This is a genomic window from Terriglobus roseus, from assembly GCF_900105625.1.
GTDB classification, from domain to species: Bacteria; Acidobacteriota; Terriglobia; order Terriglobales; family Acidobacteriaceae; genus Terriglobus; species Terriglobus roseus_B.
Window position 1 is genome coordinate 4,424,766 of sequence record NZ_FNSD01000001.1, and the last position, 14,444, is coordinate 4,439,209.

Consider the following 14,444-nt stretch of genomic DNA (forward strand, 5'->3'; position numbering starts at 1 on the left):
GCAACGCCATGAAGCAGCCGGTCCTACGGGACGGTGAGCACGCGGCAAAAAAGGGTTGTGATGCCACCAGCACGAGATTACCCCCACGAGGGTGTCATGAGCGGCCGACCGGCGATGCGGTCGCCGATGCGCACTGGCTCGGTCGCGCAGGGCGTTCTGGAGCGGCCAAGCATCACAAGCGCGGCCTGGGCTGTTTTGGATGTCGTAACGACCCTTGTCGCCTGCATGATCGCCACGCGCTTCCGGCTGGATGTAGCGGATCCCGGTAGCGCAATGAGTAGCGAAGGTCTGCTAAGCGGCCTCTGGAGCACATTCGGGGCTTACATGGCCTGGTTTGCCGTGTGCCTGGTCTTTTTCACACGCTCCTATGGCCTCTACGGCCCAATTCAAAATCGCAGCGGACTCAATGAGCAGCGCATGACTCTGCAGGCAGTTCTCGTCTCTGGTCTGATTCTTTGCGGCACTATCTATCTTTCGCGCGGCGAGGCCGCCTCACGCATTGTTGTCGTGCTCTCCGTGCTCCTGACCGGGGCCATGCTCTGCGCGCGCCGAGCCCTATGGCGCTCCATGGTCTACACGCGCTATCGCGAGGGCGTGGATACGCGCAATGTACTCATCATTGGCGCGGGTCGCGTGGCGCACGCTCTGCGCAATCACCTGGAGTCCCTTCGCCACCTGGGTTTCCGCTTTCGTGGTTTCATCTCGCTGACGGAGCAGGAGGCAGAGAGCGGCGATGCTGACATTATCGGTGACGTAAAAAACTGCCTGGCGCTTGCGCGGGCGCTCTTCGTCGATGAGATCTTCTTCTCGGTACCGGCCGACAAGAGGATGGTGATCGCGCTGGTGAACGAGGCCCGTGAGCTGGGCATCGATGTGCGCGTCGTGCCGGATCTCTACGACGGCCTGGCCTGGAATGCGCCGGTGGAGTACATCGGCCAGTTTCCGACCATCCCACTCCATCGCAGGGATTTCCCGATTGGCTCCTTCATGGTGAAGCGCATGATGGACATTACCCTGTCGGCGCTGGCGCTGCTGGCACTGAGCCCGGTCCTGCTTGCGATTTCGATCGCCGTACGGTTCAACTCCACCGGTCCCATCTTCTATAAGGCGCGGCGAATCGGCCGCAAGGGACGAACCTTTAACTGCATGAAATTCCGCACCATGGTCCAGAACGCGGACGATCTGAAGGCGCAACTGGAACACATGAACGAGCGGGACGGCATCCTCTTCAAGGTGACGAACGATCCGCGCATCACACGCGTGGGCCGTGTTCTTCGCAAATACTCGCTCGATGAAATTCCGCAGTTCTTCAACGTTCTGCGGGGTGACATGAGCCTCGTTGGACCACGTCCGCCGATCGCCTCCGAGGTGGAGCGGTATGACCTCGCCCATCTGCGTCGCCTGGATGTCCTGCCCGGAATCACCGGTCTGTGGCAGGTGGAAGCGCGGCAGGACCCATCGTTCGACAGCTACATCTCGCTCGATACGGCCTACGTCGAAAACTGGAATCTATGGCTCGATCTGAAGATCCTGGTCCGCACCGTCAGTGTCGTGCTGGGCGGGACGGGCACTTAGCGTGTAGCGAACTGACCTGCCACGAGCGCCACCTCACCCACTTAGTAGAATGATGTTGTGAAGATTGCTCTGGCGCAGCTGAATCCCACCGTTGGCGATTTCGCCCGGAACGTAGCAAAGATTCTGGCAACAGCAGAGCGCGCGGCAGCACTGGGCGCTGAGCTGGTCGTCTTTCCAGAACTTGCGGTTTCGGGCTACCCACCCCAGGATCTGATCGAAGACGATAACTTCCTTGATCGAGCAGAGGCGGCGCTTCAGCAGGTCGCAGCGGCAACGGCCAACGCCGGGATGCCAGCCATCCTGTGCGGCAACGTTCGGCGATCGGAAATTCGGCCCGGGAAGCGCGCCCGCAATGTTGCAGCGCTGTGTTTCGATGGCGCCGTGAAGTTTGTGCAGACGAAGATGCTGCTGCCGTTCTACGACGTCTTCGATGAGCAGCGTTACTTTCAGCCGGCCACAACGCAATCTTTGTGTGCCTTCGGCGATGAAGTACTGGCGATCACGATCTGCGAGGATGCATGGAACGATAAAGGCTTCTGGCCAGACCGCCTCTATGAGAACGATCCTGTCGAACGCCTTATGAACTGCTCCCTGCCTGACGGACGCAAGCCGACGGTGATGTTGAACCTGTCCGCGTCGCCCTATTGGGAAGGGAAGCAGTCAGTGCGGCGCCGCATGATTGGCGCGGTCGCCAGGCGCCATGGAGTACCCGCTGCCATGGTGGGACAGGTCGGTGGCAACGATAGCCTGATCTTCGATGGTGCTTCGTTCGCCGTGGATGACCAGGGCGAGACCGTCCTCGCGGCAAAGAGTTTCGAGGAGGACCTCGTGCTCTTTGATACCAGGAACCTGTCTGCAGGCACGGCTCCCGCGCTGCCGCAGGATGGCGTCGAAGCAGCCTGGAATGCACTCGTTCTGGGTGTTCGTGACTACGTTCGCAAGTGCGGCTTCAGCAAAGTGTTGCTGGGTCTCAGCGGCGGCATTGACTCGGCCGTGGTTGCCGCGATTGCCGTAGACGCACTGGGTGCGGAGAACGTGCTCGGCATCGGTATGCCCAGCGAATTCTCGTCGACCGGATCGGTTGAAGACGCGCGCGCCCTCGCGACGAATCTTGGTATCCGATTTGAAGTGATCGCCATTCGCGAAACCGTCGACATGATGGCCCGCGCGCTGCAGCCACTCTTCGCGGGCACTCCTTTCGGCCTTGCCGAAGAAAACATGCAGGCGCGGATCCGCGGGACATTGCTCATGAGTGTATCCAACAAGTTCGGTCACCTGGTGCTGACCACGGGCAACAAGAGCGAGATGTCGGTGGGATACTGCACGCTCTACGGCGATATGGTCGGCGCGCTTGCCGTGATTGGCGACGTCTGGAAGACGCGGGTCTACGAACTGGCGCGGTACGCGAACCGTGAGCGCGAAGTGATCCCGCAGGACACCATCACGAAGCCACCGAGCGCGGAGTTAAGGCCTGATCAGAAGGACACCGATTCGCTGCCGCCCTATGAGGTGCTCGACCCGATCCTGCAGGCTTATGTGGAGCGCTACGAGTCGGCGGAGCAAATTGCAGAGTCACTCGGAGTAGATCTCGAACGTGTCGACCACTTGCTCCGGTTGGTGGAACGCAGCGAATACAAGCGCCAGCAGGCTGCACCGGTGCTGAAGGTGACGGCAAAGAGCTTTGGAACGGGGCGTCGATTCCCGTTGGCGGCCCGAGCGCGTTAGCGCTGTTCCAAGATGTTTCCCGTTTCCCCTGGGCCGTGGGACGCCGTCTTGCTGTTCGCCTTCCACGTTGAATCGAAAAGCCTAGTTCGGCATGGGCGTGTCGACGTGGTCGATCACGAGCGTCGCTACGGTGCTGCGCTCACGCACCAGGCGCAATCCCAGTTCCCCTTCGAAGGCAGCTCTCATCACTGCCTTCGGGTCTGCATGGATGTCACTCGCTTCATCGACGTAGGGTCGAAAGTCGATGTCAAAGTCATATTTGCCTGAAAGATTCGTCTTGTCGACCAGAGGCGCGGCCAGCGGTTCCGACATGTAGGTCACGAAGTCCTGCATGCTGAAATTCCTCGCCACCATTCCCATCGAGGAGTTCTGGTGCCACGGTTCGCCGTCTTTCACGGCGGCAACTTTGAGCTTTTTCAATCCCTTCGGTGCGATGGTGAGGCAGTAGGCATCCACCTGCTTTGTACCGGGATGCAACTTCAACGCAAATCGCTCGGCGAGCAATGAGCGGAGCATGACACGCATCTGTTCTGTCGTCGGCTCTCCCTCAACCTTGGCGATGATGTCGTAGTGCTGGTGGCCCAGGTCCTCCGGTCCGTCAATCTGTACACGCTGCACTTGATAGGCCCACTTAATGGAAGTGAGCAGCGTAACGTCATGCATGCGCAGGGACCCGTGGGAGACCGTCACCTCCCCGTCGCGTTCAAATTCCACCGCACCGCTGCTCGGCTTGACCGTGGCTACATCGAAGTTGGTCTGCGCGAAGGCACAGGAGGCGGCGAGCAGACCGGCGGCGAGGAGAGGAAGGTGCATGTGTAGGCCTTACGCAGGTAGCCCGCCCGGGGTTCCGCAGATTCTGGCTTTCGTATCCGAAACTCAACGTCACCCGTCTCAAGTGAGAAAATGAAGACGATCATGCGAATTAAGTCTCTTTCCGCCTTTGCTGGTACGTTGGCGCTCCTTGCCGGCGCCGTGTCTTTCGCCCAGACGGCCGCGCCCAGCGCGGATCCGTTCCCGCCTGTGAATCCAAAATTCTTCGATGCGCCGTCGCCCACCGCTGCGGATGTCGACGCTTTCCTGAAGGCCATCTGGGGTTACGACACCAACCGTACGTGGCGCGTGGAGGCGGTGCAGAAGACAGCTGCGCCCGGCGTCAGCAAGGTGACCATCTTCGTCGCGGACAAGAGCCAGGGCAACAAGGTCGAGAGCGTGCGCTTTTTCGTCACGCCCGACGGCAAGTATGCCATTGCCGATACGGTCTTCCGCTTTGGCGCAAAGCCATTTGAAGACAATGCGAAGCTGCTGGAAGCTGAAGCGAACGGCCCTGCGGAGGGCTCCGCTTCGAAGAAGATTCTGCTTGTGGAATTCGCCGATCTGCAGTGCCCTCACTGCAAGGAAGCCGTGCCCACCATGGATCAGTTGCGCAAGGACTATCCGGACGCTCGCATTGTCTTTCAGAACTATCCTCTGACCCAGATTCATCCGTTCGCGTACAAGGCTGCGGCCATGGGCAACTGCGTTGCTGCCGCCAAGGGCGATGCTGCCTTCTTCGCTTACATCAAGGATGTCTTCGATCACCAGGAGTCGCTGACCGACCAACTCGCCGAGACGACCATGACCAATGCTGTGAAGGCCGCGGGCGCCGACCCGGCATCGGTCGCGACCTGTGCCGCATCGCCCGCAGCCAGGGCGAAACTGGATGGTCAGACGGCTCTTGCGGAGAAGATCGGCGTCGACCAGACACCGATGATCGCAGTCAACGGTCACCTGATGCCGCTGGGCGGCGTACCCTACGAAACGCTGAAGCAGGTCATCGACTGGGACCTCAAGCAGGGGAAGTAGTTGACACGCGCGATACAATAAAGGAAGAAGCAAAGGGAGGGCCTACGGGCTCTCCCTTTCGCGTTTTGGCGGCTAAGTGCTTTGTTCTCTAATTTTTGCGTGTAAGTCTTTTCGAATCTAATTTTTGCCGTTTCGGGAAACGTCAAGTCCTTTGGAATGAAATTTTTACGGAAATTGCGGGGGGGGGGAGGATCCGAACCGGTGCCGTGGCACTAAGTGCGAGAGAGGAACGCGAAGCGCGCGATAAATAATCCTGCCAATAAAAAAAGCAGCCAGTCATGCCGCGTCGCCTTGCCGCTGAATAGTCGCAACGCCGCGAAGGCAGTAATGCCGATTCCGAGGCCATTTGCGATGGAGTATGTCAGTGGGATCATCACCAGCGTGAGGAACGCGGGAATGGCGACGGTCGCATCGGCCCAATCCACCTCTGCGATCGACCCAAGCATTAATGCGCCGACGATGATTAACGCGGGCGCGGTCGCGGCGCTTGGAATTGGTCCCACCAGCGGCGCCAGGAAGAGCGATACCAGGAAGCAGAGTCCCGTGACGATCGCGGGGATTCCTGTGCGTCCTCCGGCGGCAACGCCAGCCGACGATTCGATGTACGAACAAACGGTGCTGGTGCCCGTCAGCGATCCGACGATGGTCGCCGTCGCGTCCGCGAAGAAGATGCGCGACAGCCTCGGGATCTTCGCATCGTCCGTGATCAGTCCAGCCTTCTTTGTGACTGCGACAAGGGTTCCAACATTGTCGAAGAGGTCGACGAACAGGAAGACAAAGATGATCTCAAGCGCGCCGGTATGCAGCGCACCGCGTATGTCGAGCTGCCCTGCGGTCGCTGTGAGTTCGTGCAGAGCGAAGTGCTGCGGCGTCCAATGGACCTGTCCGAAGACGTACCCGGTGAGCAGAGTGCCCACGATACCGACGAGGATCGATGCGCGGATCTTCAGCATCTGCAGCACCGCGATCAACAGCAGTCCAAAGAGCGCGAGAGCAGTACCCGGCGCGCGCAGATTGCCGAGCGCGACGACTGTGTCTGAGTCGCGCACCACGATGCCCGATTCGATGAGGCCGATAAACGCGATGAAGAGTCCCACGCCGCCGGCAACCGACGCATGCAACTCCCGCGGGATCGCTTCGACCAGCAGTTGGCGAATGCCTCCAAAGGTGAGCGCGAGGAAGATGACTCCTGACAGAAAGACAGCGCCCAGCGCGGTCTGCCACGGGATGTGCATCTTCAGGCAGACCGTGTACGTGAAGTACGCGTTCAGCCCCATGCCCGGCGCGAGTGCCAAGGGGTACCTCGCCAGCACGCCCATCAGGATCGATCCGAAGGCTGCGCAAAGACAGGTCGCTGCCGTCACTGCGGCGATCGGCATGCCTGTCTTCGACAGGATGGCGGGGTTGACGAAGATGATGTACGCCATCGTCAGGAAGGTGGTCAGGCCCGCGAGAATCTCGGTGCGCCAGGTGGCGCCGAGACCGCGGAAGTCAAAGTACTGCTCGATGCGCGCGTGGGTGCTGTTGGACAAGCGGGCCTTTCCGTTGGACGGGTGTAACGCCATCATACGAAACCGGGAGGACGTTGATGGCGTCAGCGTAGGCAGTCACGCAGATGAGTTGGAATGCATCCCACTCTGTGCGATGAAGCCACGTGTAGCCGCCCCTCACTCGAAGTCCAAGCAGAAGTCTCGGAAGGCAGCCGTGGAGATCGTCCTCGATCCCGAGGAGGCGGCGCGAGCTGCGGGTTTGCGCTACGTCTCCGACCGCCAGCCCGGCATCCATCGTGTGAAGCGAGGCGATGCCTTCCGATTCGTCGCACCCGACGGAAAGTTGGTGCGGGACAAAGCGGTGCTGGCCCGCATCAAGTCGCTGGTGATCCCGCCAGCATGGACCGATGTGTGGATTACGACGTCAGCAAACGGACACCTTCAATGCACAGGCCGCGATGCCCGCGGCCGCAAGCAGAGCCGCTACCATCCGCACTGGCGCGAAGTCCGCGATGAGACGAAGTACGAACGTATGGCGCACTTCGCGAAGGCTTTGCCCGCGATTCGCAAACGTGTCACGCACAACATGGCACAACCCGGCTTATCGCGTGAGAAGGTGCTTGCCACCGTGGTGCGGCTGATGGAAGAGACGCATATTCGTGTGGGCAACGAAGAATATGCGCGCACCAACAAGAGCTATGGCCTGACCACCATGCAGAACAAACACGTCAACGTGCGCGGAGCCACGGTGCGCTTTAGTTTTCAGGGTAAGAGCCGCGTCCATCACACCATTGACCTTGCCGACAAGCGCATCGCTCGCATCGTGAAGCAGTGCTCGGATCTGCCGGGCCACGAACTCTTTCAGTACGTCGACGAGGAGGGGAATCCGCACTCCATTCACTCAAACGACGTAAACGACTATCTGCGTGAGATCACCGGCGAGCACTTCACGGCGAAGGACTTCCGTACATGGGCCGGGTCGGTGCTGTGCTGCGATCTGCTCAGCGAGTTTGAGCCCGCGACCTCGGTTACGGAGGCGAAGAAGAACGTGGTGCAGGCGATCGCGCAGGTTGCTGCGAAGCTCGGAAACACACCCAGCGTCTGCCGCAAATGTTATGTCCACCCCGCGGTGCTGGAGCGGTACTTGGGTAACATCTCCGCGGCGGATGCGAAGGCTACGCTGGACCACGAAATCGAGGCGGAGCGTATGACCATAGCCCAGCACAGCGAGGCATTGCGCAAGGAAGAGCAGGCTCTGCTCAATCTATTGCAGCAGAAAGAGCTGCTGACGAGAGCAGCGTGATTGCGTAGAAGCCGCGTCCGCTGACTGGGCAGGAGCATCTGATCCGAAGAAGCTTTATCCTGAAGTCTGGCAGCAGGCTGCGCCGTAGAGGTCACCAGACCGCGCGAGCGCGTTGTGAGGGAGTGGACGTTGGCATCGGTTGACCGCACCATCCAGTTGATTCGCATTGGCGAACAGCAAGGCAGCAGTTGTTCCTCAGCATTGGCGGAAGCACCGTGGGAGAGCGACGTCCATGAGGGCTACGGCCCGGGAGCTTCGCAGCGGGATCTGATCCCCGGCGGTTCGCCGGTACAGGGAGTCATTCCCCGCGAATATCGCCAGGCTTCGGCCGCTGAGCTGGACCTCCGGATCCGCGCCGCACGTCATTCGCTGGGGGAACGGGTGGTGCTCTTAGGGCACTTCTATCAGCGGGATGAAACGATCCAATACGCCGATTTTGTCGGCGACAGCTTTCAACTGGCGCAAGCCGCCAAGACTCGGCCCAAGGCGGAGGCGATCGTCTTTTGCGGTGTGCATTTCATGGCTGAGACGGCTGACATGCTCTCGCGCGAAGACCAGGCAGTGATCCTGCCAAACCTGGCAGCCGGTTGCTCCATGGCGGATATGGCTGACCTGGACAGCGTGCAGGACTGCTGGGAGGAGCTAGAGGCTCTGTACGGCACGGAGCCGGATGCGCAGGGGCGCGTGCCGGTCATCCCGGTCACGTACATGAACTCCTCCGCCGCGCTGAAGGCCTTCTGCGGAGAGCACGGTGGCATCGTCTGCACGTCCTCGAATGCCTCACGAGTGCTGGAATGGGCCTTTGCGCGCGGACAGCGTGTACTGTTCTTTCCAGACCAGCATCTGGGCCGCAACACCGCGTTTGCCATGGGCATCCCGCTGGAGGAAATGCCGGTGTGGCAGCCAGAGCAGCGACTCGGCGGCAACAACGAAGCCACGATGCGTGAAGCCCTTGTGATCCTTTGGCATGGCTACTGTTCCGTGCATAAGCGCTTCACCGTAGAGCAGATCAAGCATGCGCGGCATCGGCATCCGGGCGTCCGTGTCATCGTGCATCCTGAGTGCCCGATCGAGGTGGTGCAGGCCGCCGATGAGAATGGCTCGACGGACTACATCAAGAAGGCGATCGAGGCTGCGGAGCCCGGCGGCATCTTCGCCATTGGTACCGAGATCAACATGGTGCAGCGGTTGGCAAATGAGCATCCTGAGCACACGATCTTCTGCCTTGATTCGATCATCTGCCCCTGCTCGACGATGTATCGCATTCATCCCAGCTACCTGGCGTGGGTGCTGGAATCGCTGGAGCGCGGCGAGATCGTCAATCGCATCACGGTACCGGAGGGCGTGGCTGTGCCCGCTCGCGTCGCGCTGGAACGAATGCTGAGTCTCAATCCCACGACTGTGCCGACGGGGCAGGGGCAGTGAGCCTTTCGCCGGACCTAATCGAACGCATAGTCCGGATGGCGCTGGATGAGGATGCCCCGTGGGGCGACATCACTTCGGAGGCGTTAATCCCTTTAGATGCTATTGTCACGGCACAACTCGTGGCCCGCGAGGACGGCGTGTTGTGTGGCGCAGAGATCTTCGCTGCTGCCATGGCGATGTGCGATCCTGGCATCGTCGTGGACTTTGCCGTAGAGGACGCTTCGCGCTTTACCGTGGGGCAGACGCTTGCATCTATCACCGGCCCCGCGCGCGGCGTACTGCGTGGTGAACGGGTGGCGCTGAACTTCACGCAGAGGCTTTCGGGCATCGCGACGATGACGGCGAAGTATGTCGCGGAAACGTCCGGTACGCAGGCGCGCATTGTGGATACGCGCAAGACCACGCCGGGGTTGCGGCAGTTTGAGCGGTATGCCGTGCGGTGCGGCGGTGGGTGGAACCATCGCTTCTCGTTGTCCGATGCTGTGATGGCAAAGGACAATCATTTGGCCATCGTGGCTCAGAGCAGTCCCTTGTCTTTGACCGAGGCTTTGCTTGCAGCTCGCAGGCGTTTGCCGCATACGATGCACATCGAAGTCGAAGTGGATCGTCCCGATCAAATAGAGCCGGTGCTCGCTGCCGGTGTCGATACGATCATGCTTGATAACTTCAGCACCGCTGCGATGCGGGACGCCGTGGTGCAGACCGCCGGGCGTGCGCTGGTTGAAGCGAGTGGTGGGATAACGCTGGGACGGATCCGTGAGATTGCGGAGACTGGCGTGGACGTGATCTCGGTCGGGGCGCTGACGCATAGTGTGCGGGCGCTGGATCTCGGGCTGGATATCGCTGTCTTTTAGCGCTGGCCTTCAGCCCGCTCAAGTAACCTCTTCAGCCTGCCTACCAGGTCTCAGACGCACGACCTTGGCACCTGCTTGCCGCTCTTAAAGTTGTCATCCTCCGTTGTGCTGCGGGATTTGCGACTTCATGAGGGAAACAACGGTGATAGCCGCGCGCTGAATCTTGAAGTAAATCCATGGAAAAAGGGCCACCGTCTCCGGTGGCCCTTGGTGTCTACGCGCGAGCGCGTCGTGATCGGTACGAAGTGCTGAAGTGCTTAGTCGATGAAGTCGACCTTTGACTTCATGGGGATGACACCGCGTTCGTAGCCCATGTCCAGCAGCTTCTGGATGGCGATGCGGCCGTCGTCGCCGTAGTTCAGCGTGCGTTCGTTGACGTACATGCCGACGAACTTGTTGGCGAGGGCGGGGTCGAGGTCGCGTGCGAACTGCATTGCGTACTCGAGTGCTGCCGGGCGGTGGTCGAGCGCGTGCTGGATGCTGTCGCGCAGGGCCTGGGTCGTAATCTTCATGCTCTCAGCGCCCAGCGAGCGGCGGATGGCGTTGCCGCCGAGGGGAAGGGGCAGGCCGCCGGTTTCGTCGCGCCACCAGACTCCCATGTCCAGGATCTTGTGCAGGCCGTTGTCGCCGTAAGTGAGCTGGCCTTCGTGGATGATGAGGCCGGCGTCGAACTCGCCGGAGACGACCTTGGGGATGATCTCGTCGAAGGGAACGGTGACTGTCTCAATGTCCGGCGCGAAGAGCTTCAGCGTCAGGTATGCCGTCGTCATGGTGCCCGGGACGGCGATCTTCAGCTTCTTGACTTCGTCCAGCGTGTACTTGCGCGGCGAGACGATCATGGGGCCGTAGCCATCGCCCACGGAGCCGCCACACGCCATCAGCGCATAGTTCTCCTGCAGGTAGGGATAAGCGTGGAAGCTGATGGCGGTGACGTCGTAGTACGGATCGTGGATGGCGCGCTGGTTGAGCGTCTCGATGTCCGTAAGGACGTGCGTGAACTTGTAGCCGGGGACGCGGACCTTGTTGGTGGCCAGGCCGTAGAACATGAAGGCATCGTCGGAGTCCGGGCTGTGCGCAATCTTGATCTCTTGAACGTCGGTCGCGGTGGTAGTGCTCATGTACGTGTGTTGCCCTTCTGTGTTGCTGCTCGAAAGTATCTCTAAAGATTCGACGTTCGCGCGCGCGCGACGACTCATACGATGCTGCGTTAAGCGCGCTTGACCAGCGCTGCTGCGATACCCGCTGCAGCGCAGATCTTAACCACGTCCGACAGCGCAAAGGGCAGAACGGTGCTGCCAAGCGCTGCGGAGAAGTGCATGCCCAGCTGGTGGCTAAACCAGAGCGCGCCGCAGGTGTAGACGACGGCCATGGCAGCGACGCCGCCCAGCGCGTACGCAACGAAGCGAGGCGACTTCACCATCCGTGGCACGGCGCCAGCAATAGCGGCGGCCAGCGGATACGCGAACAGGTAGCCGCCGGTGGGGCCGAGGAGGCGTGCAATGCCGGGTAGACCAGCGGGCGTGAAGACTGGCAGTCCCGCTGCACCTTCCGCGAGGTAGACGGCCATAGCCGCGAAACCTGCACCTGGACCGAGCAGCATGCCGACGAGGATCACGGCAAAGGGCTGCAGTGTGAACGGCACGGGGGTAAAGGGCAGCGGCACGGCGATGTGTGCGCAGAGTGCGACAAACAGGCTGGCGGCGACGACAACAGCCGCACGTACCAGCAGATCAAGCGAGCGCGAGCGGCCGTTGACCGCAAAGGGTGCCGGGCGCAGAGCAGAGGAGGTAAGACGCGACATCAGGTGGCCTCTCAGAAAATCTTCTCCGATTGTACCGGGGCGAGGTGAGTTGGTTGCCGTCTCCTGGCGTCAGAGGGGCCACGGTGCTGCCGAATATCGCTACCACTGGCTTCCGTCGACGGCTTCAAATCTGCCGCGACCAGCGGCGCGTGCCAGACGAATGCCAGTCGCTACCGTTCGGGCTTGGAGAGGGATCCGAACGGGCGCTGCACGCCACCTGCGGGCAGGCCACCCGGGGCGGGATCGCTGAGGTCGCCATTGTCCTGGTTGAAGTAAGCCCAGTCGGGCCGCCGGCGGGGCGGACCCTCTAACCCGGTCTGTGCTGAGGTCACGGATGCCTTCGGTACCTGGATGCCTTGCCGCCGCGCCGGATGCCGAACTGCCTGGGCAGACGCTACAACGCCTGCCGCAAGATCGAGTCGAGGATGCGGACTGGAGCGGCGCCGCACTATGCGCGCTTCAGCCTTGGAGCCGACCGCGGTGCGCCTCTGTGCGATTCGCCAGAGCGTCACTCCGACGAGAGTTGGGACAGAGCAGCCAGCAGCGATCTGGAGCAGCAAGTGCATCTGCAGCCGAGGATAGCAATCGGCGAGGATGCCGCCAAGCGGGAGGCGCGATGACAAACCCAGTGGACCGCCGCAATGGACTTTTGACGGGCTCATGTGTTCATGCTGTACGGGCTTATCTGTGCTACGCCAAAAGAGGCCAGCGAAGGGGTATCTTTCGTGGCACATTCTCTTGATACACAGAGGCGATGAAGCATCTACTGGAGGAGATGCCGCAGCAGCACAATCCGACGCGCACAGGCCGAGTCATGAGTCAATTGAGCCGTGCGTATGAAGCCGTGTACAACGGCCGGACGAAGCTCGCCACGGGAGCTGCCGGCATGCTCGCACTCATGGTCGGCTATCACGTGGTTTTCGGACAGAACGGCCTGACGGCCTACCAGGCCAAGCGCCGGGATGCGCGGGATCTGCAGGTGCAGGTGCAGGAACTGAAGCGAGATAACGATCGTCTGAAGGCGCACGTGGACCGGTTGACGAATGACCCTGATGCCATCGAACATGAGGCTCGCGAAGAGTTGCACTACACGCGGCCCGGCGAGGTCATCTACACCATGCCGGCAGAGCGCAAATAGTCCGGCGGACTTCAGTCCGGCTCTCTCCAATGGAAAAGGCTTCAGCTCTGAGGGATTCGTCCCTCTACATGGCTGAAGCCTCTTGTCCTTGTGCTGAAGGGCAGCTAATCGACGTGCAGGTCACCGTCGAGGTCGACGGTCAACTTATCCTTCGCAACCAGCATGGAGTGGATCTTCAAGGCATCCAGCGCCACCATGTAACCAGTGGACTCCTTGGACCGTCCAAGGGCAGTCCGCAGCAGTTCCAGTGCGTTCAGTTTCATGTTTGCAGGTAGCTTGCGGCTGAGGAACGGCACCAGGATGAAGTCAAGTTCCTTGTTTCCGGTGAAGCGGTCAATCCGTGCATCGCGAAAGCCAATGGATTCGCCTTCGGCATCCGGCATGACCGACACGTCGGCTTCCGTATTGAAGCCAACTCCAACGCACTTGCCGAACATGCCCGCGCCCAGCCGCGAGTGCGTGTGGACATGGATGACGACACGGTCATCCTTGAAAATGACGCTGGGATTGTCGACGTAGACGAAGCAGGCGGAGTTCGCGTCGCCACGGAGATAGTAGCGCCCATCGGGACCGGAGAATAGTTGCTGCTTCAGCGTCCGTTCCAGCGCACCAGACGAGACCTTGAGCTCGATCGCACGTGCTTTGACGGTGAGCAGGGACATGAGGGCAAGCACAAGCAGAGAGCGCTTCACAACTCCTAGGATACCGCGTAGGCGTCGCGAAAACAGAGTAGCCCGGCGCGATGGCCGGGCTCTCTACGATCAGGCACAGATTACTTTCCGGCGACTTCTTCGGACTGATCCTGGGCTGCATCGTGGTCTGTCACCCCGGCGACGGGCAGGGGAGCGGTCGCCAATTCAGCGTTCGGGCCCAGGCCCAGCTTGATAAGGGCACGCGAGTCAGGAACGATCTTCGTCTGCCAGCCATTGTCACCCTGCATCTTCTGCATAGCAGCTTCGCTGGCATTGTCCCAGTGACCGCTGGCCTCGCTAAGGTAGCCGGCCTTTACAAGCGCACCCTGGATCTGCATGGCGCGCGTGTCATCGATAGCGCGCTGGTGCGGGGATTTGTCGGCCTTGGTGACTTTGTGCCGGGGAGCGGTGGGGCCTCGCCGAATGCGGGACGCCTCAGACGGCAGCGCGGTCAGCAGGATCGCGGCGGCGGTCAGGATTGCGGTCGTAAGGGGGGAAGAAGAACGCATAGCAAACCTCAACAACAATGGTATTCGTATCGTGTGATCGGCTGATTTCACACAGTACACACCTTTCTAAACACAGGCGCAAGGGTAGTG

Annotated in this window: 14 protein-coding genes; 7 read left to right on the top strand and 7 right to left on the bottom strand. The window is 60.8% G+C overall.

Annotation, left to right across the window (positions count from 1 at the left end; all coding sequences use genetic code 11):
• The first annotated feature begins 60 nt into the window (after positions 1 to 60).
• Both BLW03_RS18355 and BLW03_RS18360 read left to right on the top strand, forming a co-directional pair.
• Positions 61 to 1,575 carry a sugar transferase gene (locus BLW03_RS18355; RefSeq protein WP_244502154.1) on the top strand — a complete coding sequence of 505 codons (1,515 nt, stop codon included), beginning with the start codon at positions 61 to 63 and terminating at the stop codon, positions 1,573 to 1,575.
• A gap of 57 nt (positions 1,576 to 1,632) precedes the next feature.
• Complete coding sequence (locus BLW03_RS18360; protein WP_074655442.1) at positions 1,633 to 3,300, top strand: NAD+ synthase; 1,668 nt, start codon at positions 1,633 to 1,635, stop codon at positions 3,298 to 3,300.
• An 81-nt stretch (positions 3,301 to 3,381) separates the two neighbouring features.
• Here BLW03_RS18360 and BLW03_RS18365 read toward each other — a convergent pair whose 3' ends face one another.
• Positions 3,382 to 4,113 (bottom strand): TIGR03435 family protein, encoded by a 732-nt coding sequence (locus tag BLW03_RS18365; RefSeq protein WP_074655443.1) that lies wholly within the window; start codon positions 4,111 to 4,113, stop codon positions 3,382 to 3,384.
• Positions 4,114 to 4,215: 102 nt separating this feature from the next.
• Between BLW03_RS18365 and BLW03_RS18370 the strand changes: the two genes are divergently transcribed.
• Entirely contained in the window at positions 4,216 to 5,142 is a 927-nt protein-coding gene (locus BLW03_RS18370; RefSeq protein WP_074656144.1) for a thioredoxin domain-containing protein, read from the top strand.
• Between the two features lie 212 nt (positions 5,143 to 5,354).
• On the opposite strand, the gene BLW03_RS18375 is transcribed toward BLW03_RS18370, so the two are convergent.
• Positions 5,355 to 6,674, bottom strand: coding sequence for an NCS2 family permease (locus BLW03_RS18375; protein WP_244502155.1), 1,320 nt, complete (start codon positions 6,672 to 6,674; stop codon positions 5,355 to 5,357).
• Between the two features lie 112 nt (positions 6,675 to 6,786).
• On the opposite strand from BLW03_RS18375, the gene BLW03_RS18380 reads away from it, so the two are divergent.
• The 3 genes from BLW03_RS18380 to nadC all read left to right on the top strand — a co-directional run bounded on the left by BLW03_RS18380 (position 6,787) and on the right by nadC (position 10,214).
• Positions 6,787 to 7,935, top strand: coding sequence for a DNA topoisomerase IB (locus tag BLW03_RS18380; protein WP_074655444.1), 1,149 nt, complete (start codon positions 6,787 to 6,789; stop codon positions 7,933 to 7,935).
• 129 nt (positions 7,936 to 8,064) lie between these two features.
• Positions 8,065 to 9,360 carry a quinolinate synthase NadA gene (gene nadA, locus BLW03_RS18385; protein WP_139285253.1) on the top strand — a complete coding sequence of 432 codons (1,296 nt, stop codon included), beginning with the start codon at positions 8,065 to 8,067 and terminating at the stop codon, positions 9,358 to 9,360.
• A 35-nt stretch (positions 9,361 to 9,395) separates the two neighbouring features.
• A complete protein-coding gene (nadC, locus tag BLW03_RS18390) occupies positions 9,396 to 10,214 on the top strand; it encodes a carboxylating nicotinate-nucleotide diphosphorylase (RefSeq protein ID WP_244502156.1) in 819 nt (272 codons plus the stop codon).
• Between the two features lie 257 nt (positions 10,215 to 10,471).
• On the opposite strand, the gene BLW03_RS18395 is transcribed toward nadC, so the two are convergent.
• The 3 genes from BLW03_RS18395 to BLW03_RS18405 all read right to left on the bottom strand — a co-directional run bounded on the left by BLW03_RS18395 (position 10,472) and on the right by BLW03_RS18405 (position 12,677).
• Positions 10,472 to 11,332 carry a menaquinone biosynthesis family protein gene (locus BLW03_RS18395; protein WP_074655447.1) on the bottom strand — a complete coding sequence of 287 codons (861 nt, stop codon included), beginning with the start codon at positions 11,330 to 11,332 and terminating at the stop codon, positions 10,472 to 10,474.
• 89 nt (positions 11,333 to 11,421) lie between these two features.
• Positions 11,422 to 12,015, bottom strand: coding sequence for a biotin transporter BioY (locus tag BLW03_RS18400; RefSeq protein WP_074655448.1), 594 nt, complete (start codon positions 12,013 to 12,015; stop codon positions 11,422 to 11,424).
• Between the two features lie 170 nt (positions 12,016 to 12,185).
• Positions 12,186 to 12,677 (bottom strand): hypothetical protein, encoded by a 492-nt coding sequence (locus tag BLW03_RS18405; protein WP_074655449.1) that lies wholly within the window; start codon positions 12,675 to 12,677, stop codon positions 12,186 to 12,188.
• A gap of 92 nt (positions 12,678 to 12,769) precedes the next feature.
• Between BLW03_RS18405 and BLW03_RS18410 the strand changes: the two genes are divergently transcribed.
• A complete protein-coding gene (locus BLW03_RS18410; RefSeq protein ID WP_244502157.1) occupies positions 12,770 to 13,153 on the top strand; it encodes an FtsB family cell division protein in 384 nt (127 codons plus the stop codon).
• A 104-nt stretch (positions 13,154 to 13,257) separates the two neighbouring features.
• On the opposite strand, the gene BLW03_RS18415 is transcribed toward BLW03_RS18410, so the two are convergent.
• Both BLW03_RS18415 and BLW03_RS18420 read right to left on the bottom strand, forming a co-directional pair.
• Positions 13,258 to 13,845 (bottom strand): hypothetical protein, encoded by a 588-nt coding sequence (locus BLW03_RS18415; protein WP_244502158.1) that lies wholly within the window; start codon positions 13,843 to 13,845, stop codon positions 13,258 to 13,260.
• Positions 13,846 to 13,925: 80 nt separating this feature from the next.
• A complete protein-coding gene (locus BLW03_RS18420; protein ID WP_244502159.1) occupies positions 13,926 to 14,354 on the bottom strand; it encodes a peptidoglycan-binding protein in 429 nt (142 codons plus the stop codon).
• Between the last annotated feature and the right edge of the window lie 90 nt (positions 14,355 to 14,444).

What these genes read in the sequence shown, in the direction of transcription:
- BLW03_RS18355 (WP_244502154.1), top strand. Translation starts at nt 61, where the DNA reads ATGCCACCAGCACGAGATTACCCCCACGAGGGTGTCATGAGCGGCCGA.
- BLW03_RS18365 (WP_074655443.1), bottom strand. Translation starts at nt 4,113, where the DNA reads ATGCACCTTCCTCTCCTCGCCGCCGGTCTGCTCGCCGCCTCCTGTGCC.
- BLW03_RS18370 (WP_074656144.1), top strand. Translation starts at nt 4,216, where the DNA reads ATGCGAATTAAGTCTCTTTCCGCCTTTGCTGGTACGTTGGCGCTCCTT.
- BLW03_RS18380 (WP_074655444.1), top strand. Translation starts at nt 6,787, where the DNA reads ATGAAGCCACGTGTAGCCGCCCCTCACTCGAAGTCCAAGCAGAAGTCT.
- nadC (WP_244502156.1), top strand. Translation starts at nt 9,396, where the DNA reads ATGGCGCTGGATGAGGATGCCCCGTGGGGCGACATCACTTCGGAGGCG.
- BLW03_RS18395 (WP_074655447.1), bottom strand. Translation starts at nt 11,332, where the DNA reads ATGAGCACTACCACCGCGACCGACGTTCAAGAGATCAAGATTGCGCAC.
- BLW03_RS18400 (WP_074655448.1), bottom strand. Translation starts at nt 12,015, where the DNA reads ATGTCGCGTCTTACCTCCTCTGCTCTGCGCCCGGCACCCTTTGCGGTC.
- BLW03_RS18405 (WP_074655449.1), bottom strand. Translation starts at nt 12,677, where the DNA reads ATGAGCCCGTCAAAAGTCCATTGCGGCGGTCCACTGGGTTTGTCATCG.
- BLW03_RS18410 (WP_244502157.1), top strand. Translation starts at nt 12,770, where the DNA reads ATGAAGCATCTACTGGAGGAGATGCCGCAGCAGCACAATCCGACGCGC.
- BLW03_RS18420 (WP_244502159.1), bottom strand. Translation starts at nt 14,354, where the DNA reads ATGCGTTCTTCTTCCCCCCTTACGACCGCAATCCTGACCGCCGCCGCG.